Here is a 20,375-nt window from a genome sequence, read left to right on the forward strand (position 1 = left end):
TTAGCAGATTGAATCGTTTTGGACAGTAACAAGGCGGGAAAAATGCAATAAAACATAAGGGAGGAATGAAAAATGATTAAAAAATACGCGATTACACCGAATGTTGATGCGGATGGCTGGTTTATTGAGGTGGAGAATGTGGCGCCGACAGCTTTGTATACGTCTAAAGACGCCGCTATTGAAAAGGCCAAACAGGTGGCTAAGGAAAACAGTCCGGCAAAGCTTGTCATTTATGACCAGTTTAAAAATGTGGAAGAGGAACTCTCATTTTAGTGAATGAAAGCCTTCGCTGCAGCGAGGGTTTTTTAGCGGTTATCGGTTTATTTCATCCATTGGATGCCTATGTCCATCATCAAATCTGCCGCTTTTTGATACAGATCCCACTCCTCGAGCGAAGCAAATTTTCCCATCAGCTCCTGAAGCTTTAGCCTCACTGCTAAGTATTCTTCGAATGTGACAGCTTTTTCAGTGTCTATTTGGTGTTCCTTCAGCATTTGTTTTAATAAGGACAACGGTGCGTGCATAAGAGCCCTCCTTACCTCATTTATAACGGGCATTTTTCGATTGCTCTATTCCTTTGTTACATCTTCTTACATTTCACATTTGATTCTTGTACAATGGACAGAAGAGAGGAGGGATCTTTTGTGAGACCTTTGCAAATTTCTGCTGAAACTGCACAAAAGCTTGCAGAGTCCTTGAATCTGCCGCTTGAACAGATCATGCATATGCCTCAGCATATTCTGCTGGCCAAAATGGCTGAATTGCAAAAAGAGGACAAATCATAGCCTTCATTCACATACTTGCTTACCTGTTTCGGGATAATATGATGTATATGTTAGAAAAAAGGAGTAACTGCTTTGCCACATCCACAAAATAAAAAAATCCAATCATTTTGGCTGATCGCCGGCATTATCTTTATCGCCTTTAACTTACGGCCCGCGATCACTTCAGTCGGTCCGGTCATCAGCTCTATCCGGGCAGAGCTGCACATGTCAAATGGGGCAGCCGGGTTTTTGACCGCACTGCCGCTGCTTTCATTTGCAGTTCTTTCTCCGCTTGCGCCTAAGCTCGGACAGCGCCTCGGAAATGAGCGAACCTTATGGCTAGGTCTCGTGGTACTGTTGATCGGTGTTTTGACTCGTTCTACCGGCTATACTGCCGCTTTGTTTTTTGGAACGGCATTAATCGGAGTCGGGATTGCGATTGGAAATGTACTTTTGCCAAGCTTAATCAAACATAAATACCCTGAAAAGCCAGGGCTCATGATCAGCCTGTATACGACATCAATGAATATATTCGCTGCGTTGGCATCAGGTGTCAGTGTTCCTTTAGCGACCCAGATGGATGGCGGATGGAAACAAGCCTTTCTCTTATGGGGCGGGCTGGCTTTACTTGCATTGCTGATCTGGATACCCCAGCTGCGCCATCGGGATACAGCAAACAAGGCAGTGAAGCTTCAAAACAGTTCCATTTGGGCTTCCAAAATGGCATGGTATGTCACCATCTTTATGGGACTGCAATCGTTTTTATTTTACAGCAGCATCGCTTGGTTTCCTGAAATTCTCCGTTCACACGGGATTGATACGGCAACAGCCGGGTGGATGGTATCACTCATGCAATTTGCGAGTCTGCCTTCCACTTTTCTGACACCGGTTTTAGCTGATCGTGTGAAACAGCAGCGCGGTATCGTTGCAGCGCTGGCCTCAGTTTATTTGATCGGCCTCTGCGGATTATTAGCGGGCGGCAGCCATACATTGCTTGCCATCTGGATGATCATTATCGGTATCGGGCAAGGCTCCAGCATTAGTCTGGCGCTCACTTTGATTGGCCTCCGCAGTGAAAATGCCCAGCAGGCCGCTGCGCTTTCAGGCATGTCTCAGTCATTCGGCTACCTGCTGGCAGCAGTCGGGCCAATCTTTGTCGGCTATCTCTTTGACCAGACGCATTCATGGACGATGCCGATCGTGCTTCTCATTGCTGCCCTGATCATAATGGGGGCAGCCGGACAGGGAGCCGGACGAGATCGATACATTTTTCAGTCAGCAAAACAAAGAAATTCAGCATAAAAGCGGGGAAGATATCCCCGCTTTTTTCTTTGAATATTTATGATTTATTCACAGGTTTTTCATATTTGTTTTTTACAATGAGACACTATAAAGAGGTGAAAAACGATGAAAACCAAACGATTCGACGCAGCTCTTATTCTTATTTTGCTTACAGCAGCTTTTCTGAATATGTATAACATTTGGCAGGATGACACAGCGAACCAGTACTATTTGGCTGCTGTGAAAAGCATGACGCAAAGCTTCCACAATTTCTTCTATGCGTCATTTGACCCTTCCGGATTTGTCACAGTGGATAAGCCGCCTGTTGTGTTATGGGTTCAAACGATTTTCGCACTGATTTTCGGCGTTCACACGTGGAGTGTGATCCTTCCTCAGGCTCTCGCCGGAGTTGGATCCGTGTTCCTTCTCTACAGAATGATTAAGCCGACTTTTGGAGTTGGAGCGGCCCGCATTGCCGCACTTGTCATGGCACTGACCCCTATCGCAGCAGCTGTCAGCCGGACAAACAATATTGACAGCATGCTTGTCTTTACCTTATTGCTCGGTTCAGCTTGCCTGCTTAAGGCAGTAAAACAAGGCAAGCTGGTTTGGCTGCTGACGGCATTTGCCCTAATTGGGCTCGCCTTTAATATGAAGATGATGCAAGCATTTATGGTCTTGCCTGCATTTGTGATATTCTACCTGATTGCTTCCCGGGTTGCTCTGAAGAAAAAAATTGGGTCTCTGATTCTATCTCTTGTCCTTCTCACAGGCCTCTCACTCTCATGGGCGGTTGCAGTGGATTCGACCTCACCCTCCAGCCGGCCTTATGTCGGGAGCAGCCAGACCAACTCCGTGTTAGAACTGGCCTTTGGCTACAACGGCACCGAGCGACTGCTTGGACAAACTACGGGCCTGGCAAAGGGTGATATGAATGCTGCTGGCGGAGGGAACATGCAGAATCAAGACAACATGCAAGCGCCAAATGGCAACGGTTCATCTTTTTCTCAGAACGGAAATCAATCATTCGGAAACCACTCACAGGCGCCTCAGCCGCCTAACGGACAAACCGGCGCTTCCAATGGAGGCGGAGGCACACCTCCCCCAGGCGGCAACGGACCTGGAAATGGAGGGCACGGCGGTGGCGGCGGAAAAAGCATGAATATGTTCGGCACCGGTGATGCTGGACCGCTCCGTCTCTTCCAATCGGCACTTTCCGGTCAAATCAGCTGGATGCTTCCATTCGCATTGATCGGATTGCTAGGCGGAATCGTCAGCTGGTATCGTAATCGCCGCGGACAGGCTGCTGAAATGAAAGAAACGCTATTCTGGACGGCATGGCTCGTTCCTGTGGCTGGTTTCTTCAGCATCGCGGGATTCTTTCACCAGTATTACTTGATTATGCTGGCACCGCCGATTGCCGCGCTTTCTGGCATCGGCTGGCATTCGATGTACCGCTTATACCAAAACAATAAAGACTGGTCCAGCTATCTTCTGCCAGCAGCCGTTCTGATCACAGCCGCGTTCCAGGTGTATATCCTGAGTGCTTATACAAGCCAAATCGGCAGTGTATGGATGTACGTACTGGGACTCTTAGGACTCGGGATCACCCTTGCACTTCTGATGCTTAAACGCAATCATCCGTTCAGTAAGCAGCTGACCATCCTCAGCTTGTGCATTCTGCTGCTCACACCAGTCTATTGGTCAGCAACGCCGCTTCTATACGGAGGCAACAGCGTCCTTCCTGAATCCGGCCCGCAGCTCAAAAGCTCGGCAAACGGCGGGAACATGTTCTCTTCAGAGGTCGACAGCGGGCTCCTGTCCTATCTGAGAAAGCACAATACTGGCGAAGAATATTTATTTGCCACTTTGACAACCGTAACAGCTGCACCATACATCATTAACGAAAATGAGTCTGTTATGGCAATGGGTGGGTTTAATGGCACGGATCCCATTCTGACTGTGTCCGAACTGAAAAAACTAATCAAAGAAGGCAAAGTGAAATACTTTCTTCTCTCAGAAAACAACTCAGGCAACAGCGAACTTGTTTCCTGGATTAAGAAAAACGGAAAAGAAATATCGTCTGAAGAGTACAGCAGTTCCTCCAACAGCACAAACAGCACTCAGCAAGGCATGATGAGAGGAGGACCTGGCGGAGAAAGCCAGCAAACTCTTTATCTCGTGGAATAAAAAAGAGGCTTGGATCAATCCAAGCCTCTTTTTCTATTAAGCTTCTTCTTTTACATGTACCTTTAACACTGCCTGCACCTCAGGATGCAGCTTCACAGGCACGTTTGTGTATCCTAATGCACGAATGCCGTCCGGCAGTTCAAGCTTCCGCTTATCTACTTTAATGTTATGGTCTTTTTGCAGCTGTTCAGTGATTTGCTTGCTTGTCACTGAACCAAATAAACGGCCGCCTTCACCTGATTTTGCGCTAAGTTCAACAGTCAGTTTTTCTAATGTCTCTTTCAAGCTCTTAGCCTGCTCAAGCTCGGCAATGGCTTCTTTTTTCTCTTTCTGCTTTTGTCCGTTTAGCGCGCTGATGTTTGACGCGTTCGCTTCAACCGCGAGGCCTTTTTTAATGAGAAAGTTATGCGCATAACCGTCTGCTACGTTTTTGACTTCACCTTTTTTTCCTTTTCCTTTTACATCTTGTAAGAAAATAACCTTCATCTCTGTACGCCTCCCTCAAAATACTCATCTATGGCGTGCTTCAGCCGTTCCAGCGCTTCAGAAACTGAAATGCCGGACAACTGGGTCGCCGCATTTGTTAAATGCCCTCCGCCTTCCAGCGCCTCCATGATGATCTGCACATTTACCTCGCCAAGTGACCGCGCACTGATACAAACCGTTTGTTCATCCCGTCTCGCCACCGCAAATGAAGCCTCAACCTCACTCATCGACAGCAGCGAATCGGCAGCCTGCGCAATCAGGACTTGATCGAAGTATTCCTCTTCATTTTCAGGAAGAGAAGCAATCGCAATGTTATCTTTATAGAGGACCGTATGCTGGATCAGCTTCGCCCGTTTAATATAGGAATCAACGGTTTCTTTCAGGAACTTCTGCACCAGCACCGTATCGGCGCCTTTTGCCCTTAAATAAGAAGCCGCATCAAAAGTCCTCGAGCCCGTGCGGAGAGAAAAGCTCTTTGTATCCACTATTATACCAGCTAATAGGGCTGTTGCTTCAATCATATTGATTTTTAAGCGCTTCGGCTGATATTCAAGCAGCTCTGTCACCAATTCCGCTGTGGAAGAAGCGTATGGTTCCATATAAACGAGCAGCGGGTCTCTGATAAACTCCTCACCCCTGCGGTGATGGTCGATGACCACGATATGTTCAATTTTATTGACCAGCCGTTCCTCCATAACAAGCGACGGCTTATGTGTATCAACGATCACAAGTAGCGTGTCATCATTAGAAATTTCCATTGCTTCTTCAGGGGTAATAAATCTTGACCACAGCTCTTCATATTTTTTGATTTCCTCAATCAAACGCTGCACGCTTGATCCGATTTGATTTGGGTCAATCACAATAAAGCCATCTTTGTTATTTGCCTGTGCCACCTTTAAAATCCCGATCGCTGCGCCGATAGAATCCATGTCGGGGAATTTATGCCCCATGATAATCACATTGCTGCTTTCAGAGACGATTTCCTTTAAGGCATGAGAAATGACGCGGGCCCGCACCCTTGTTCGTTTCTCCATTGGGTTTGTTTTACCGCCGTAAAACTTCACCTTGCCGTTTGGCAGCTTAATGGCTACCTGGTCTCCGCCGCGTCCCAGTGCTAAGTCCAAGCTGGATTGCGCCAAATCGCCAAGTTCTTTCAAGGAAGAGACTGAAGCCCCGACACCGACGCTTAACGTCAGCGCTACACCGTCAAATGAGGTTTTTTCCCGCACTTCATCAAGAATCGAAAACTTCGAATTTTCGAGTTCAGTTAAGATGTGTTCATTAAGCACAGCGATAAAGCGTTCTGAAGACGTCCGTTTCAAGAAGATCCCGTACTCCTGCGCCCAAGCGTTCAGCAGAGATGTCACCTGGCTGTTCATCGTGCTTCTCGTCTGGTCATCCAATCCTTGTGTCACATCATCATAGTTATCAAGGAAAATATAGGCCAGCACGGTTCTTTCGTTTTCATATAGCTTTTCAATCTGGATTTGTTCTGTAACATCAAAGAAGTATAAGAGACGCTCATCCCGTTTGATGACAACCCTAAACTTGCGGTCATTCAATGAAACCGTTTCCGATTCCACCTCTTGTTTGATCAGCGGCACCACCGATTCACAAGTATCGTAAAGTGATCTCCCCACTAAAGTGCTTTCATTAAAGCAAGAGGAAAGAAACGGATTTGCCCATTCTATATAATATTGGTCATTAAAAAGCATGATTCCGATCGGCATTTCCATCAATGCCTCTTCACCGACTTTTTTCAACCTGTAGGATAACGTTGAAATATAAGCATCTATCTCTTTTCGAATAAGAGAATCAGCACGTTTAATAAAAAACAAAATAACTGCCAGCAGCAGCACTTCGACGGCTCCTAATATCCAGTTAAAATAAAAGCTGATGAGGATTGTAATGATTGACAGAGCAATCAATGCGTAGATGGGATACCGAAACAGCGGTTTTTCATAAAAGCTTGGCATTTCTATCACTCCCCACCATGTGAGTAAAACTCATGTTCACTTCACCTTATTCCTTATATGAAAGCCTATATCTAAGACGCCTAAAATGCGAATGACTGCCATGAATACCGGATGCACAAACCCGAGTACGACAGCAATCACAGCCGCAGCCTTCGGATATTGTTTCTTATGGCAATAGAAAAAGATAAATGATAAACCTTGGATAAAAATCAGAAACCCGAGTATAAACTCCCCATTTAAAGCGATAGAGTACAGCATTTGGCCTTTTTCTAAAGGCAAAAATGAAAGCATAACAATGATCAAATACAGCACTACAACACTTTGCGGAAACTTCAACTCTCTAAAAGGCTTTAGATTAGGAATATCGGGGGAGAATCGCCTTAAGAGCGGCTTAGCGATAAGGTAACTGAGGAAAGCATATATTACCCCCAGCATCACAATAGCTGTTGGGAATAGGTATTGAGCTGTGTCTAATTGATCTCTCATTATACTCAAGTTTTTATTAATTTCTTCTGAATGAACTGAATTTCTCATCATATCCTCTGCAGAATCAATCGCTTCCTGTGATTGTGTTAAGGCCCTATCGATGATATTAATATCCATAAATAAAACACTTAACACAAAAAACATCATAATACATAGCACTGAAACAAAAGAACCAGATAAAATCGCAATTGCAGGATCCTTCTTCTTAAGAAAAAAACCTAAAGCAACACCTGTAAATGCGGATATAATCGCTAAAAAGACCCCAGTAATTGAACTAGTTATAAAAATAACGGGAAGACTTACAATACTCATCCAAAAACCTAATTTTGCCCCATATCTCAATGTGTATAAAATCAAAGGTAGAGGTAAAACCAACCAAAACAGTATTCCAATCACAGGAACATAAACGACCAAAAGCGTGATGATCGCAAACAGACTGATTAAAATAGCACCTTCCATTAATGCTCTCGTTTGTTTCACTTAGTCACCTCGTATCATCTTGAACATACGAATAGAAAAGAGCAGCATAAACGACTGCTCTTTTTTCATCGCTGCAAACGCTTTGCACCGAATGTTTTTATATCATCTCTAAATTTTACTTTTATATTTTAACATAAGTCCAAATCGCAAGTAAAATGACGCTAATGTTTCATGTGAAACATAAAAAAAGGAAAAGACATTCTTGGAAAAGAATGCCCATCACCATTAATGTTTATCATCCATAAAGCCAGAAGATTCTTTGTTTTTCTTTTTCGTTTTTCTGACATACATAAAAATTAAGATCACCAGTAAAATAGTTGTTGCTTGCAGAACGCCGCTGCTAAACAAGAAAAAGTTCTTTATCATGTCCCACATTGAATTTCACCTCTTTGTGCATGTTCTAAACCCGTAGCCTATATAAGGTGAATTTCCCTTTTTAAAAACTTCAAAACATCATGAACAACATTGAGCGTTGGGCATATGCTGATATGGAATCTGATTGATAAAGGAGAATTTTCACATGGATGAACGCAGAACATTGGCTTGGCATGAAACACTAGAAATGCACGAGCTGGTTGCTTTTCAATCAAACGGACTTATTAAACTGAAGAAAATGGTAAGAGAAGTAAAAGACCCTCAGCTCAAACAGCTTTATAACGTGTCTATTCAGGCCGTTGAGCAAAATGTAAGAGAGCTTCTTCCGTTCTTTCCACAGGCTCCGCATAGAGAGGATGAGGAAGAAGAACGCGCAGATAACCCATTTTACAGCGGTGACCTGCTCGGTTTTGCTAAAACATCTGTCCGCAACTATGCCATCGCCATTACAGAAACAGCCACACCTCAATTAAGAAACGTACTGGTCAAACAGCTGAATGCTGCCATCCAGCTGCACGGCCAAGTTTATCGATACATGTATCAGCATGGATACTATCCGTCTTACAACCTTTCTGAACTGTTGAAAAATGACGTCAGAAACGCCAACAGAGCCCTTTCAATGAAATAAAACAAGCAGCAAAGGAGTTCCTTTGCTGCTATTTTTGCTGATCCTTCAGCAAACCGTTCGAACGATAAGATTCCAGCACGTCTCTGTTGGATTCTCCCCATTCTTTCATTTGCAAAACAATCGGTTCAAGTGTTCGCCCGAATTCTGTCAGAGAATACTCAACCTTCGGCGGCACCTGTTGATAAACCTCACGATGCACGATACCGTCCGCTTCCAGCTCCCGCAGCTGAAGAGTAAGCATTCTTTGAGTAATATTCGGGCAAATTCGCCGAAACTCATTAAACCGTTTCTTGCCCTCTATCATGTGATAAAAAAGAATTCCTTTCCACTTTCCGCCAATGACATCTAGCGTAAATTCAACTGGACAGCCTTCTTTGTTCGGGTATATATTCTTTTTTTCACTCATTTATGCCCCTCCAATAGTACCTTTTTTGATACTACATTACATTTTGCAACTAAGCTACCCAGTATTTTACACAGCTTTTCTCCTCAGCTCAAAGAAAATGCTTCTTATTCACATCAATTTTTAAGGGTTTGCATGATTACACCTGCAGCAAGACGTGTTAAACTATATAAAGATGACACTACTTAAAAAAGGATAGGAGCTATCATGGAAAAGATACTTATTTTCGGACACCAAAACCCAGACACAGATACGATTTGTTCTGCGATTGCTTATGCTGATTTGAAAAACAAACTCGGCTTCAATGCTGAGCCTGTCCGTCTTGGACAAGTCAACGGCGAAACACAATACGCGCTTGACTATTTCAAACAAGAAAGCCCGCGCCTTGTTGAAACAGCTGCAAACGAAGTAAACGGCGTTATCCTGGTTGACCATAACGAACGGCAGCAAAGCATCAAAGACATTGAAGATGTTCAGGTTTTAGAGGTTATCGACCATCACCGCATCGCTAACTTTGAAACAGCTGAGCCGCTTTACTATCGTGCTGAGCCTGTAGGCTGTACAGCTACGATCTTAAACAAAATGTACAAAGAAAATAACGTGAAAATCGAGAAGGAAATTGCCGGCCTGATGCTGTCTGCGATCATTTCTGACTCACTGTTATTCAAATCCCCAACTTGCACGGACCAAGACGTAGCAGCAGCAAAAGAGCTTGCGGAGATCGCTGGCGTAGATGCTGAAGAATACGGCTTGAACATGCTCAAAGCAGGCGCTGATCTAAGCAAGAAAACAGTGGAAGAGCTCATTTCTCTTGATGCGAAAGAATTTACACTCGGCAGCAAGAAAGTCGAAATCGCACAAGTAAACACAGTGGACATTGAAGATGTGAAAAAACGCCAAGCTGAATTAGAAGCTGCGATCTCAAAGGTTGTGGCTGAGAAGAATCTTGATCTGTTCCTTCTTGTTATCACAGATATCTTAGAAAATGATTCACTTGCTCTTGCAATCGGTAACGAAGCAGCAAAAGTGGAAAAAGCGTTCAACGTGACATTAGAAAACAACACAGCTCTCTTAAAAGGCGTTGTGTCCCGTAAAAAACAAGTCGTTCCTGTCTTAACTGACGCAATGGCTGAATAATCAAAAAGCATCCCGTGTCGGGATGCTTTTTCTTATTCACCCAGCTTTTCAATCTGTCCCATCACATCAGTGATTTGCTTTGCGTTTTGGACCAGATCTGACTGCTCCAAATCTTCAAGCGATACATTGCCTTCCTCCACTTGTTTCAACACCTCTTCAGCGCTTTTCTGCAAGGTTTCGTTATGCTCCTGAATGGTTTGATGAATCTCCGTTGCAGCATCAGGCGGTGTTAATTCATTAAAATCAGCGGCAGCCTTCTGAATCGACTCAAGCTGCGCTTCAAGGTTTTCTTTCGCCTCGGTGTCATTTACAGCTTTCTCAGCCAATTCAGGCGCTTCCTCTGCAAATGTCTTCACCTTCTCCACATACCCCGCTGCCTCACCCGTATAGTTCAATCCGTCGTTCACCTGATCAAGCATGCCGCAGCCGCCTGCACTCAAAAGACCCACTCCGGCAAGTACTGTCAAAATAATCTTCATTGTCAGCCTCCTCATCGTTTCTTCTTCATTTTTTCTTTTAAGATCGGAATCAATTTCTCTTTCGCTAACGGCAGCCCTTTCCTCACCAGTTCACGCTTCAGCCACTTTTTCAACGTAGACATCCTGACGCTCCTCTCCCTTTTTGATAAAAATGAAAAAAACTCCACCAATTTGGTGAAGTTCCGAAACAAAAAGACCTTCACCAAATCAGATTTGGCAAAGGTCTCGCTAACAATTAGATTGCCAGCAAAGCCGAGGACATCTTGTCCCGTAATGACGACTTTACTGTGAAAGCTACTCCCCTTTGGAGTGTTCATTTTTATTACTTTCATTCTAAAGCACCCATCTGTTCCAGTCAAATTCCTTCCGTTTACATAAAAGCGCGCTGTGGTATTTAAAATTTGAATGGTTTTTCCACCAGGAGATCATGCTATGAAAGAGGAGGTTTTCATCATGAGTCAAGAGCGCGTGAAACGGCCGGGGCATACCAGATGGTACATATCTTCGTTACTTAGCGGCATTATTATTCTTAATTATTTTGACCGAGTGGCCATCTCTGTAGCGGCACCTGCGATACAAGATTCGTTTCACCTTACTGCAACTGAACTCGGCATCGTATTTTCCATTTACACCTATTCCTACACACTGATGCAGCTGCCTGTCGGAAGTTTGCTGGACCGATTTGGGGTGGCATGGGTCACAAGGGTTGGAATGACAATATGGAGCTTTTTAACGATCCTTCTTGCTTTTTTACAGGGGAAATTGCTGCTGTATCTGTTCCGGTTTCTCATTGGGCTGACGAGCGCCTCTGCGTTCCCTGCTGCCTCTAAGGCAACCGCTCTATGGTTTCCTCCAAGTGAGCGGGGATTGGCAAATTCACTGTTCGATTCAGCCGCCAAGTTTTCAAACGTCATCGGAGCGCCATTGGTCGCCTTTCTTGTCACAACGTTTGACTGGCGTGTCGCCTTTTTGACGATTGGATGCATCAATGTGCTGTTTACGATCTTTTTCTGGCAGTATTATGAACAGCCTGAACGGCACAAACGCATTTCCAAAAGTGAACTCAACTATATTCAAAAACACAACACCATTAATACAGAGCAAATCCCTTACAAAACGGGTCCGCTTTTAAAAAAGCTTTTCACCAACCGCAAAGTATGGGGCTTAATGATCGGATTTACAGGGTACGGGTATACATTCAATCTGCTGCTTACCTGGCTTCCGACTTTCTTTAAACATACATACGGGATGGATCTCATGTCGTCCGGTTTATTTACAGCTGTGCCGTGGCTGATCTCAACCATTTCTGGAATCGCTGTCGGCGGCTGGCTCGTCGATTATTTTATTAAGAAAGGCTATCCAAACACCAAGGTGTATCGAACCGTAATCATAGTCGGGATGAGCTTCGGCTTTTTCTTTTTAGGCTCCATTCTGACGAACAATATTACCATAGCGATTATTTGTATTTCCATCGGGCTCGCTGGAATTTCTGCTACCGCTCCGGTTGGCTGGTCCATCTCCGCTGAGCTCGCGCCGATCGGTTCCGTATCCATGCTGAGCTCGATGGTAAACCTCGCAAACAACCTGTTCGGAGGCATTATTGCTGCATCACTGACAGGGTATTTGTTTGATGTGACAGGCTCCTTTACGCTTAGCTTTCTGGTAGCCGGTTTTGTGCTGTTGCTGGGCTTGGTTTTTTATGTGTTTGTATTAGGGGATGTAAAACGAATTAAACTATAGAACATGAAAAAGAGAGCTGCCAGTTGGCAGCTCTCCCTTTACATCAAAGAATCCGGCCCGTCCCCATTTACCTTCTCCTCGTCCTGTTCCTCTATATCAAGCCCCGAAGCTAGCATTTCCTGCTCTATCTGTTCGAGCACCTGCTCGTTTTTTCCTTGAAGACCACCTTCATAATGAAAAGCATCCTGTGTGCCGTTTTCCTCTATTGTCGCTAAAATATCGTGGATATCATTATGGTCTCCTGAAATGGAGCCGAATCCTTGGTTTTGTTTTTTATAATTCACAAAACCGCTGGGGAGGTTGTTTCCGAGGTTTACACATGATGCGCCTTCAACCGTACCAATGGAAATGGAGCCAATAAAAAAAGAGGGAGAAAACCGTTTCACGTTAAACATCCTTTCCCTGATTGATGGTATACGGTACTGGTTTTCCATCTATTTTGACCTCAATATCATCTTTTTTTGCTTTCTTTAATCGAGACTGCGATGTGGATTTCGGATGAACATGAGGAGAGAATACGTTGCCAAGATTCAGCATCCCGCTTAGCTCCTGTACATCCAGGTGATCGAGATGAAACGCTAAATCGTCTAAATGCAGCTTCTCTACATTCAATTCCTGTACATCCATCTTCACAAAAACAGAAGGGGTGCGTTTCTCTTGGGAGGATTGTTCAAGCGTATGGACTTTTCCGGCTAATTCTTCAAGCTTTTTTAGGACCTCATCTATGCTCATATACGCCATCCCTTTTTAAAAACTTTTCTCCACAGCTCCCGCATTTCCTTTGATTTTATTATGTTTCCCCTTTATGGCGCCAAAACCTTCATTGATAAAGGTTTCACTTTTTCTGCCTTTTTGGATATTTGTTCCGACAAAGAGGCCAGAAGAATTTCTCAGATGGTTAACCCGCAAAGAACCGTATTTGATAGAGGTCATCACTCTTCTCCTTTTTCATTAGTGCGGTGCGGAACGGTAACCGTTACTATTCCGCTTTCAAATTTCGCATGAATCTGACGCAGATCATACTCTTCGGGAATGGCGATCTCCCGTTTGAAAGGGCCGTAAAACCGTTCTCTGGCGATCCACTCTTGTTCCTCTTCCATCGGCTGGGGGGTAATCTTTCCTTCAATGATGAGTGTGCGATTCTTTTGGCTGATTGACATATCCTCTACACGTGCACCAGCTGCATCAATGGTTATCGTCAATCTGTGGTTTGTTTTTATGAGATCGGCTCTCGGTTCGACAAAGGGAGCAATTTCGCGCAGCAGCTCAGCGAAATCCTTTCCCATCATTTCTTTCACATGGGGATAAAAATGAGATTTTGGCATAAATAAAAACCCCCTGCACATAGCCATACATCTTTAGAATCTATAACTATGCTTATGTGCTTTTTTTGGAGGTATGCTAAAAGAAAACTATTCACCGTTAAAGAGTTTGATTTTGTACACTTGGCGATATATTTTGGTTATTCATGACACCGTCTATGCCATCAGGGTCAATAACCGTTGAAACATTCCCCTGGTTCAAGACATTTCCTGCGAAGAAGCCGATTCCGTTATTTACCTTACGATGCGCAGCCCATCCGGGTAACTGATTTTCTCCAATCGCGATGGCTGTATTTGTCTGCTGGGAATTCACATTGATTGCACCGAGTGTAAAACCGATAGCCAAACAAATCCTCCTCCTTTTCAAACCAAGGCAGCCTCTTAAAAGTAATCATTTATTTGACAGTCATTTTCGTCGTTATCTATCACGAATGACGAGTTTTGAGTGTTTTGAATCGTGCCTAATAACCTTCCCTGGCCGGACGTTCGTTTACTATGTGAACTCCAGCCGGTAAGTTCGTTTTCGCCAACTGAAATGGCGGCACATGTATCCAGAACGTTAATATTCATTTCTCCAACATCAATATCATTCTGGTTTTCTCCCGAGTTCCCTTCAAAGGAAATCCTGTTTTCATGATGAATCGGCGTATCTACCTCATCGTTATCCATCACATAGCTAAAATTGTGAGACACCTGGGAGTTGGTCATTGATCCGAGTCCGTAATTGTTTTTCCGATGCGAAGACCAATTATGCGCATAATTGGTTCCAATAAATATTCCTGAGGAGGTATCAATTGAAATCACGCTAATGTTGCTGACTTGAACCTGGTTTACTGCTTGTCGATGATTCAATCTTATTCAGTCCTTGATATGTCTTTTCAGTCCATTACTTTACAATATGTTTTACATCGATTATTGGTTCGGGTTCTTTTTCAAGCAGTAGCTGACTTAAACACGTCCGTAAGCTAAAGACCAATTAAATCCGTACCATATGAATTATCGATTACGCAAAGCCACTCGCCTTGCGCATTCTTCTTAAAGACATAGGTCGCCCTTCTTTCCATCGCATACTCGGAGTCCTTTTTATCCGAATCAAGCAGTGTCTGAGAAAGAACGAGGACAGTGTCACCTGCTTCCAGCATGATCATTTCTCCTTGTGTCGGCACAATATGATGATTAAAATAGTTCGCGATCGTGATAAACGCTTTTTTGATTTCTTCTTTGCCTCGCGCGATCATGCCAGGCTTCACAACTAAAATGGCATCTTCCGAGTAGTAATTCATCAGTGTATCAAAATCTTCATTTTGGATTGCCACATCACATGCAGAGATGATGTCTTTCAATTGCTGTTCCAAATGAATTCCCCCAATCATCATGATTGGATATATTATACAATGTTTGACACGCTGAAACCGTAAAAACAAAATGAAAAGGATCCCTATTTCCTATATAATCAAATAGATATATTTAACAAAGTACCCAAGTGAAGGGGTGGACAATTTTGTCTGCGGAAGTAACATTACATGACCATATACATCATGATTTAAGCGCGGATTGCCAGCATTGTTTTGGCTTGTGCTGTGTCGCCTTGCCTTATGCGAAGTCGGCAGATTTTGCTTTTGACAAAGACGGAGGCACGCCTTGCCGCAACTTACAATCAAACTATCAATGTTCGATCCATAAAAATCTCAGAGAAAAAGGATTTCGAGGCTGCTCTGCATATGAATGCTTTGGCGCCGGCCAAAAGGTATCCCAAATCACTTATGAGGGAAAGGATTGGCGAAACAGCCCGGGAACGGCCAACGAGATGTTTGGCGTTTTTCCTATCATGCAGCAGCTGCATGAAATGCTCTGGTATTTACATGAAGCTCTTTCTATAGATATAGCAAAGCCGATTCACCCTGAACTGAGAACCAGTTTTGAAAAAATAGAAAGCCTCACCAGACTCAGCAAAGAACGCTTGCTGACACTGCAGGTGGACGAGCATCGAGCTGAGGTCAATAAATGGCTGTTAAAAACGAGTGAGCTGGTGCGTGCCCAAGCCCGCAATCCAAAACTCCCGAAAAAAGTCAGCCGGGGAAGTGTCCTGATCGGCGCAAAACTAAAAGAGCTTGATTTGCGAGGAGCAAATCTAAGAGGGGCGCTGCTCATAGCCGCAGATCTGAGAAATGCCGATTTGAGAATGACAGACTTTATCGGTGCAGATATGAGAGACGCTGATCTCAGCGGCGCCGACCTGACCGGATGCATCTTTCTGACACAGGCACAGGTGAACGCCGCCAACGGTGATTCGAACACAAAGCTGCCGCCGTCTTTACGAATCCCTGCCCATTGGAAATAAAAAAGGACCCGCTTACGGTCCTTTTTTTACTGTCATCAATTCAATCCTTTTTCGTTCCTTTTATCCGGCATTTTCATACTTTTTGCCAAGTATCCCGACAGCCATAACGCAGCCAGCAGCATGAAGGTGATCATACCGACGACGCCCAGCCAGTGATAAGCAGACCAGAATAGCCCTCCGACTGTTCCGCAAACGCTTGAACCGGCGTAATAGAAAAACAAATACAGCGATGAAGCCTGTGCTTTGTTGTAAAGAGCTCTCCTGCCCACCCAGCTGCTGGCAACTGAATGCCCTCCGAAAAAACCGAATGTAAAGAGGGCAATCCCCAGTATTTTCACTGCCAGCATACTGTTTATCGTGAATAAAGCACCTGCAATGACAATGAAAATATTCATCACTAGTATTTTTGGATAGCCATACCGATCAACCATTCTTCCAATGAAAGATGAGCTGAAAATACCTATAATCATCACAATAAAGATCCAGCTGGCAAATGCTTTATTAAGCGAGTACGGCGGGCCCAGCAGCACATACACAATGTAATTAAACAATGCAACATTGCTTCCGAGCAGCAAAAAACCAATGAGAAACAAGCTGAATAGTTTGCGGTCTCTCAAGTGGCCGATCAGAGACATTCCCAACTTCCCGAGCTTCAATTTTCTTGGCGTAAAATGCCTGGATGGAGGCAAATTTATAAAAAATATAACACTAGCAATCAAACTAATGACACCAATTGATCCCATCGCCATATGCCAATTCACGTACTCGCTCAGAAGCCCGGAAACGATCCTTCCAAAAACGGCGCCGATTGCATTTCCGCTGATATACAGTCCCATCGCTGATCCGAGACTTCCAGGTTCAATTTCTTCTCCGAGATAAGCCATCGCAATTGACGGAAGGCCTGCGAGCGCAACGCCTTGAATGGTTCGCAATACGAGGAGCGTATGAAAGTTCGGACTGAAGGCCGATGCCAGACAGAGAACCGATGCGGCCAGCATGGAAATACCCATAATCGGCTTGCGCCCCCACACCTCTGATAATGAGCCAAAGACAAGCATGCTCACTGCTAACAGCATTGTGGTAACGGATAAAGAGAGACTCGCCGCAGTAGGCGTCACATGAAATTCCCGCGTGAATTCCTCCATGAGCGGCTGTACGCAATAAAGAATCGCAAATGTATTGAAGCCTGCGGCGAAGAAAGCAAACGTAATTTTACGAAAAACCGGTGTGCCTTTTTGAATGTATGTCATTGGGGTTTTATCTGCCCCTCCGCATGTTGTTGAGCACTGCAATTCATATAAAACCATCCTTTATTCTTCCGATTTCAAACATCCTCGAGTCTGTTTATACTTTTATCTTAGCACCGTCGATATATGATGTATAATGCATATAAAATATCCTTTTGATGCTTATATGTAATAAGGGAGGAATAATGATTGGAATGGGAACAACTTGAATATTTTCAAACCCTGGCCCGGATGCAGCACGTGACGAAAGCCGCAAAAAGCCTCTCCATCACACAGCCTGCACTTTCACGCTCTATCGCCAGGCTGGAGAATCATTTAGGCGTCCCGCTTTTTGACAGGCAAGGACGATCCATTACCTTAAATCAATACGGACACATTTTTTTGCGGCGGGTGCAGGCGATGATGAAGGAGTACACCGAAGGAAAAGAAGAAATCCAAGCTTTATTAAAGCCAGACCAAGGCGTAGTCTCTCTCGGTTTTTTGCATACATTAGGCACTACGCTCGTGCCCGATCTCATCGGCTCCTTTCAGCAGGAATACCCCAACATTGCCTTCCAGCTGAAGCAAAACCACTCTTATTGGCTGCTTGAACGATTAAAATCCGGTGATCTCGACCTCTGTCTGCTCGCTTCGATTAAGCCTGAAAATCCGATCCAATGGATCAAGCTATGGAGTGAAGAGCTCTTTTTATTTGTGCCAATTGATCACCCATTAGCCAATCGTGAGAGCATTACCCTGACCGAGATTGCCGGGGAACGGTTCATTTTATTGAAAAAAGGCTACGCGCTTCGAATGACGGTCGATGAGCTGTTTGAGAAGGCTGATATACAGCCGAACATTATGTTTGAAGGAGAAGAAGCCGCCACTGCCGCAGGTTTTGTGGCAGCCGGACTGGGCATATCTATTCTGCCAGACCTGAAAGGCTTAGACCAAAGCAAAATCGCCAAAATCCGCGTCAGCTGGCCGGAATGTCAGCGTGTCATAGGGATTGCCTGGATAAAAGGCAGATTTTTATCACCGGTTGCTGAGACCTTTAAACAATATGTCATCAGCCATTTTTCGGAGTAAGGGAGGATTCAAGCATGAAGGTCAAAAACATCACGTCAGAACAAGATTTACATAAAGCGTTTGAAATCAGAAAGGCAGTATTTGTAGAGGAGCAAGGCTGTCCCATTTCGGATGAATTCGATGAGTTCGATACACTCCACGGTGACTGCCGGCACATTCTGGCTTATCATCAGAATGTACCCGTTGGCACTGCACGCGTCCGTATCGTTGACCACGCGGGAAAACTGGAACGAATCTGCATTCTGAAGCCTTACCGCAAATTCGGTCTGGGAAAAGTAATCGTCGGTGCATTAGAACGTATCGTGAAAGAACAAAGCATATCTGCCTTCAAACTGCACGGCCAGACACAGGCGGCAGGCTTTTATGAAAAGCTAGGCTATCAGACTGCATCAGAAGAATTTATGCTGGATGGCATTCCGCATGTGCTGATGACAAAACAGGACGATTCTGCGCTATAGATTATTCACAAATTTGTCACTTATGAGCATGAACGGTTCATTGGTATACTAATCACCGATTATAGAGAGAAGGAATGATTGTATGCCAGCAAATAAAAAAGAAGGCCTTATATTTGGCGTGATGATGTGCTTTGGAATGGTCTGCGTCATGTCGATTTACAACGCCATCATCAACGGAGCCATTCAGGATTTTTCAATGATGACCGTTTTTGAAATGGCCATCGGTTTTATGGTCGCCCTCCTGTTAGATTTACTGTTAGTGGGCCCCCTCGCCAAGAAGATTGCATTCAGCATGCCGTTCGACAAGACTAAAAAAATATATGTCATCCTTGCCATGTCAACTTGTATGGTGATCGGCATGGTGCTTTGTATGTCTGTGTTAGGTTTAGTGACAGCGGTTCTGGCAAATGGGCTGAACGGAGACAGCCTCTTCAGCACCTATCTTATGATTGTGTTAAAAAATTTCATCCTGGCCTATCCATTGCAATTACTGATTATGGGCCCATTAGTCAGAGGGATTTTCATGAAATTTGTAAAACCAAAGCTCACAGCTGCAGTTTAACTAGAAAAGGGGTGAGCCTGACGCTCACTCCTTTTTCTAACGAATCAAATGTAAAACAAGCTCCGCAAAAGCCTCTGCGGCAGGCAGCTGCCATTTTTTCTTTTTGAGTAACAGGTGTGAGTAAATCGGATCGAGGGCTTCACCATGCTGAAGAATTTTCAGCTTAAGTTTTTCACTTCCATTAATCCCTATACCTTACCACATAGTTTTTATACAATTCTTCGTTATAAAGAATTTCTGCGCCATGTGAAGAGCAAATGAGCGTTGGTTTGATTTGATCTATGATTGAGCCGCTATCGATGTTCTCATTTATATCAACACTGAATCTTCTTATAGGTGGGTGTAAATCCTCCTTACTCGTGATAAAAAGGTCGCCCGTTAATAGAGTACGATCGATTTTATGATAATACACGACATGCCCCGGGGAATGTCCGGGTGTTAAATCATATTGCAGAGGCAAGTGAGCAAGCGTTTGCTCTGTCAGCGGCTGAACAATATGGGCTACCCCTGTGTTCTCTGCTTCATTTTTGTTCGGATAAGGCGCTTCTCCATTGATATATATAAGTTCTTTCTGGTGGGCATAAATCGGAAGATCAAATCTCTCTAACCATTTTGATGCACCTCCGATATGATCACTGTGGCCATGGGTAAGCAAAATGGCTTTTGGATTGCCGATCGCTAACGCTGCCCTAATTTGAGCATCAGCAAAACGTTCTATCCCCGTATCAACAATATAAACATCATCGCCATCTTTAATAAACCAAGTATGAACCGGGACACGAAGGGGAACATCAAGCTCAAATTCACATTGAAAGACATGTTCTGATAGTTGTCTCAAGTTCATCAAAACCACTCCCTTTGGAAATTTCTTGCTATCATTACTGTAATACAAATCAATTCAATATGTAACTACGCACATTTTTGTAACTTGCATTGTGAAATGATCGAAACA

28 protein-coding genes and 1 pseudogene are annotated in these 20,375 nt (G+C 44.1%); 11 read left to right on the forward strand and 18 right to left on the reverse strand.

The window, feature by feature from the left end; all coding sequences use genetic code 11:
• Nucleotides 1-72: 72 nt before the first annotated feature.
• A complete protein-coding gene (locus ACQXR1_RS15215) occupies nt 73-273 on the forward strand; it encodes a DUF2188 domain-containing protein (RefSeq protein ID WP_014666095.1) in 201 nt (66 codons plus the stop codon).
• A 47-nt stretch (nt 274-320) separates the two neighbouring features.
• On the opposite strand, the gene ACQXR1_RS15220 is transcribed toward ACQXR1_RS15215, so the two are convergent.
• The gene (locus tag ACQXR1_RS15220) at nt 321-524 is read right to left on the reverse strand and encodes a hypothetical protein (RefSeq protein ID WP_014666096.1); all 204 of its coding nucleotides are present in this window, start codon (nt 522-524) and stop codon (nt 321-323) included.
• A 120-nt stretch (nt 525-644) separates the two neighbouring features.
• Between ACQXR1_RS15220 and ACQXR1_RS15225 the strand changes: the two genes are divergently transcribed.
• The 3 genes from ACQXR1_RS15225 (at nt 645) to ACQXR1_RS15235 (ending at nt 4,235) form a co-directional block, all read left to right on the forward strand.
• Complete coding sequence (locus ACQXR1_RS15225; protein WP_003242786.1) at nt 645-785, forward strand: YycC family protein; 141 nt, start codon at nt 645-647, stop codon at nt 783-785.
• A gap of 72 nt (nt 786-857) precedes the next feature.
• Entirely contained in the window at nt 858-2,066 is a 1,209-nt protein-coding gene (locus ACQXR1_RS15230) for a CynX/NimT family MFS transporter (RefSeq protein WP_147772774.1), read from the forward strand.
• A gap of 105 nt (nt 2,067-2,171) precedes the next feature.
• On the forward strand, nt 2,172-4,235 hold the full coding sequence (locus ACQXR1_RS15235) for a glycosyltransferase family 39 protein (protein ID WP_430772432.1): 2,064 nt from the start codon (nt 2,172-2,174) through the stop codon (nt 4,233-4,235).
• Between the two features lie 36 nt (nt 4,236-4,271).
• Here ACQXR1_RS15235 and rplI read toward each other — a convergent pair whose 3' ends face one another.
• The 4 genes from rplI to ACQXR1_RS15255 all read right to left on the reverse strand — a co-directional run bounded on the left by rplI (nt 4,272) and on the right by ACQXR1_RS15255 (nt 8,038).
• Nucleotides 4,272-4,721 carry a 50S ribosomal protein L9 gene (gene rplI / locus ACQXR1_RS15240; RefSeq protein WP_003226915.1) on the reverse strand — a complete coding sequence of 150 codons (450 nt, stop codon included), beginning with the start codon at nt 4,719-4,721 and terminating at the stop codon, nt 4,272-4,274.
• Complete coding sequence (gene gdpP, locus ACQXR1_RS15245) at nt 4,718-6,697, reverse strand: cyclic-di-AMP phosphodiesterase GdpP (protein ID WP_040081167.1); 1,980 nt, start codon at nt 6,695-6,697, stop codon at nt 4,718-4,720. The genes rplI and gdpP overlap by 4 nt, the downstream gene beginning before the upstream one ends.
• Nucleotides 6,698-6,733: 36 nt before the next feature.
• Complete coding sequence (locus tag ACQXR1_RS15250; RefSeq protein ID WP_282373873.1) at nt 6,734-7,663, reverse strand: YybS family protein; 930 nt, start codon at nt 7,661-7,663, stop codon at nt 6,734-6,736.
• 225 nt (nt 7,664-7,888) lie between these two features.
• On the reverse strand, nt 7,889-8,038 hold the full coding sequence (locus ACQXR1_RS15255; RefSeq protein WP_014666103.1) for a hypothetical protein: 150 nt from the start codon (nt 8,036-8,038) through the stop codon (nt 7,889-7,891).
• Nucleotides 8,039-8,183: 145 nt separating this feature from the next.
• On the opposite strand from ACQXR1_RS15255, the gene cotF reads away from it, so the two are divergent.
• Complete coding sequence (gene cotF / locus ACQXR1_RS15260) at nt 8,184-8,666, forward strand: spore coat protein CotF (RefSeq protein WP_071581807.1); 483 nt, start codon at nt 8,184-8,186, stop codon at nt 8,664-8,666.
• Between the two features lie 28 nt (nt 8,667-8,694).
• On the opposite strand, the gene hypR is transcribed toward cotF, so the two are convergent.
• Nucleotides 8,695-9,072 carry a transcriptional regulator HypR gene (hypR, locus tag ACQXR1_RS15265; protein WP_069838303.1) on the reverse strand — a complete coding sequence of 126 codons (378 nt, stop codon included), beginning with the start codon at nt 9,070-9,072 and terminating at the stop codon, nt 8,695-8,697.
• Between the two features lie 204 nt (nt 9,073-9,276).
• Between hypR and ACQXR1_RS15270 the strand changes: the two genes are divergently transcribed.
• Nucleotides 9,277-10,206 (forward strand): manganese-dependent inorganic pyrophosphatase, encoded by a 930-nt coding sequence (locus ACQXR1_RS15270; protein ID WP_151257451.1) that lies wholly within the window; start codon nt 9,277-9,279, stop codon nt 10,204-10,206.
• A 32-nt stretch (nt 10,207-10,238) separates the two neighbouring features.
• On the opposite strand, the gene ACQXR1_RS15275 is transcribed toward ACQXR1_RS15270, so the two are convergent.
• Both ACQXR1_RS15275 and ACQXR1_RS15280 read right to left on the reverse strand, forming a co-directional pair.
• Nucleotides 10,239-10,685: a DUF6376 family protein gene (locus ACQXR1_RS15275; RefSeq protein ID WP_069838302.1), complete on the reverse strand. Its 447-nt coding sequence runs from the start codon at nt 10,683-10,685 to the stop codon at nt 10,239-10,241.
• Between the two features lie 11 nt (nt 10,686-10,696).
• Nucleotides 10,697-11,017 carry a hypothetical protein gene (locus tag ACQXR1_RS15280; RefSeq protein ID WP_069838301.1) on the reverse strand — a complete coding sequence of 107 codons (321 nt, stop codon included), beginning with the start codon at nt 11,015-11,017 and terminating at the stop codon, nt 10,697-10,699.
• Nucleotides 11,018-11,117: 100 nt separating this feature from the next.
• Here ACQXR1_RS15280 and ACQXR1_RS15285 point away from each other — a divergent pair, with 100 nt between their 5' ends.
• Nucleotides 11,118-12,425, forward strand: coding sequence for an MFS transporter (locus tag ACQXR1_RS15285; RefSeq protein WP_243571761.1), 1,308 nt, complete (start codon nt 11,118-11,120; stop codon nt 12,423-12,425).
• A gap of 38 nt (nt 12,426-12,463) precedes the next feature.
• Here ACQXR1_RS15285 and ACQXR1_RS15290 read toward each other — a convergent pair whose 3' ends face one another.
• From ACQXR1_RS15290 to ACQXR1_RS15320, 7 genes are all read right to left on the reverse strand, one after another.
• Complete coding sequence (locus ACQXR1_RS15290) at nt 12,464-12,811, reverse strand: hypothetical protein (protein ID WP_014666110.1); 348 nt, start codon at nt 12,809-12,811, stop codon at nt 12,464-12,466.
• A 1-nt stretch (nt 12,812) separates the two neighbouring features.
• Nucleotides 12,813-13,157: a hypothetical protein gene (locus tag ACQXR1_RS15295; RefSeq protein WP_071581811.1), complete on the reverse strand. Its 345-nt coding sequence runs from the start codon at nt 13,155-13,157 to the stop codon at nt 12,813-12,815.
• Nucleotides 13,158-13,172: 15 nt separating this feature from the next.
• Nucleotides 13,173-13,358, reverse strand: a complete 186-nt coding sequence (locus ACQXR1_RS15300) for a hypothetical protein (protein WP_071581812.1) — start codon at nt 13,356-13,358, stop codon at nt 13,173-13,175.
• Complete coding sequence (locus tag ACQXR1_RS15305) at nt 13,358-13,750, reverse strand: Hsp20/alpha crystallin family protein (RefSeq protein ID WP_069838298.1); 393 nt, start codon at nt 13,748-13,750, stop codon at nt 13,358-13,360. The genes ACQXR1_RS15300 and ACQXR1_RS15305 overlap by 1 nt, the downstream gene beginning before the upstream one ends.
• 97 nt (nt 13,751-13,847) lie before the next feature.
• Complete coding sequence (locus ACQXR1_RS15310) at nt 13,848-14,093, reverse strand: hypothetical protein (RefSeq protein WP_014666114.1); 246 nt, start codon at nt 14,091-14,093, stop codon at nt 13,848-13,850.
• 35 nt (nt 14,094-14,128) lie between these two features.
• Nucleotides 14,129-14,599, reverse strand: a complete 471-nt coding sequence (locus tag ACQXR1_RS15315; protein ID WP_040081157.1) for a hypothetical protein — start codon at nt 14,597-14,599, stop codon at nt 14,129-14,131.
• Between the two features lie 113 nt (nt 14,600-14,712).
• Nucleotides 14,713-15,102 carry a YybH family protein gene (locus ACQXR1_RS15320; RefSeq protein ID WP_040081156.1) on the reverse strand — a complete coding sequence of 130 codons (390 nt, stop codon included), beginning with the start codon at nt 15,100-15,102 and terminating at the stop codon, nt 14,713-14,715.
• A gap of 146 nt (nt 15,103-15,248) precedes the next feature.
• Here ACQXR1_RS15320 and ACQXR1_RS15325 point away from each other — a divergent pair, with 146 nt between their 5' ends.
• Nucleotides 15,249-16,088, forward strand: a complete 840-nt coding sequence (locus tag ACQXR1_RS15325; protein ID WP_069838297.1) for a pentapeptide repeat-containing protein — start codon at nt 15,249-15,251, stop codon at nt 16,086-16,088.
• A gap of 35 nt (nt 16,089-16,123) precedes the next feature.
• Here the strand turns inward: ACQXR1_RS15325 and ACQXR1_RS15330 are convergent, their stop codons facing one another.
• Nucleotides 16,124-17,338 carry an MFS transporter gene (locus tag ACQXR1_RS15330; RefSeq protein ID WP_430772433.1) on the reverse strand — a complete coding sequence of 405 codons (1,215 nt, stop codon included), beginning with the start codon at nt 17,336-17,338 and terminating at the stop codon, nt 16,124-16,126.
• A 186-nt stretch (nt 17,339-17,524) separates the two neighbouring features.
• On the opposite strand from ACQXR1_RS15330, the gene ACQXR1_RS15335 reads away from it, so the two are divergent.
• From ACQXR1_RS15335 to ACQXR1_RS15345, 3 genes are all read left to right on the forward strand, one after another.
• Nucleotides 17,525-18,403: a LysR family transcriptional regulator gene (locus ACQXR1_RS15335; protein WP_014666119.1), complete on the forward strand. Its 879-nt coding sequence runs from the start codon at nt 17,525-17,527 to the stop codon at nt 18,401-18,403.
• Between the two features lie 14 nt (nt 18,404-18,417).
• The gene (locus ACQXR1_RS15340; RefSeq protein ID WP_430772434.1) at nt 18,418-18,861 is read left to right on the forward strand and encodes a GNAT family N-acetyltransferase; all 444 of its coding nucleotides are present in this window, start codon (nt 18,418-18,420) and stop codon (nt 18,859-18,861) included.
• Nucleotides 18,862-18,943: 82 nt separating this feature from the next.
• Nucleotides 18,944-19,423 carry a DUF2798 domain-containing protein gene (locus ACQXR1_RS15345; RefSeq protein ID WP_069150704.1) on the forward strand — a complete coding sequence of 160 codons (480 nt, stop codon included), beginning with the start codon at nt 18,944-18,946 and terminating at the stop codon, nt 19,421-19,423.
• A gap of 36 nt (nt 19,424-19,459) precedes the next feature.
• Here the strand turns inward: ACQXR1_RS15345 and ACQXR1_RS15350 are convergent.
• Together ACQXR1_RS15350 and ACQXR1_RS15355 are read right to left on the reverse strand one after the other, a co-directional pair.
• Nucleotides 19,460-19,588: pseudogene (locus tag ACQXR1_RS15350) on the reverse strand (LysR family transcriptional regulator); the annotation flags it as partial.
• A 16-nt stretch (nt 19,589-19,604) separates the two neighbouring features.
• Nucleotides 19,605-20,267 carry an MBL fold metallo-hydrolase gene (locus ACQXR1_RS15355; protein ID WP_040081149.1) on the reverse strand — a complete coding sequence of 221 codons (663 nt, stop codon included), beginning with the start codon at nt 20,265-20,267 and terminating at the stop codon, nt 19,605-19,607.
• Nucleotides 20,268-20,375 lie beyond the last annotated feature (108 nt).

The organism is Bacillus sp. ATD, assembly GCF_050585765.1.
In the GTDB taxonomy this organism is placed as follows: Bacteria; Bacillota; Bacilli; order Bacillales; family Bacillaceae; genus Bacillus; species Bacillus stercoris.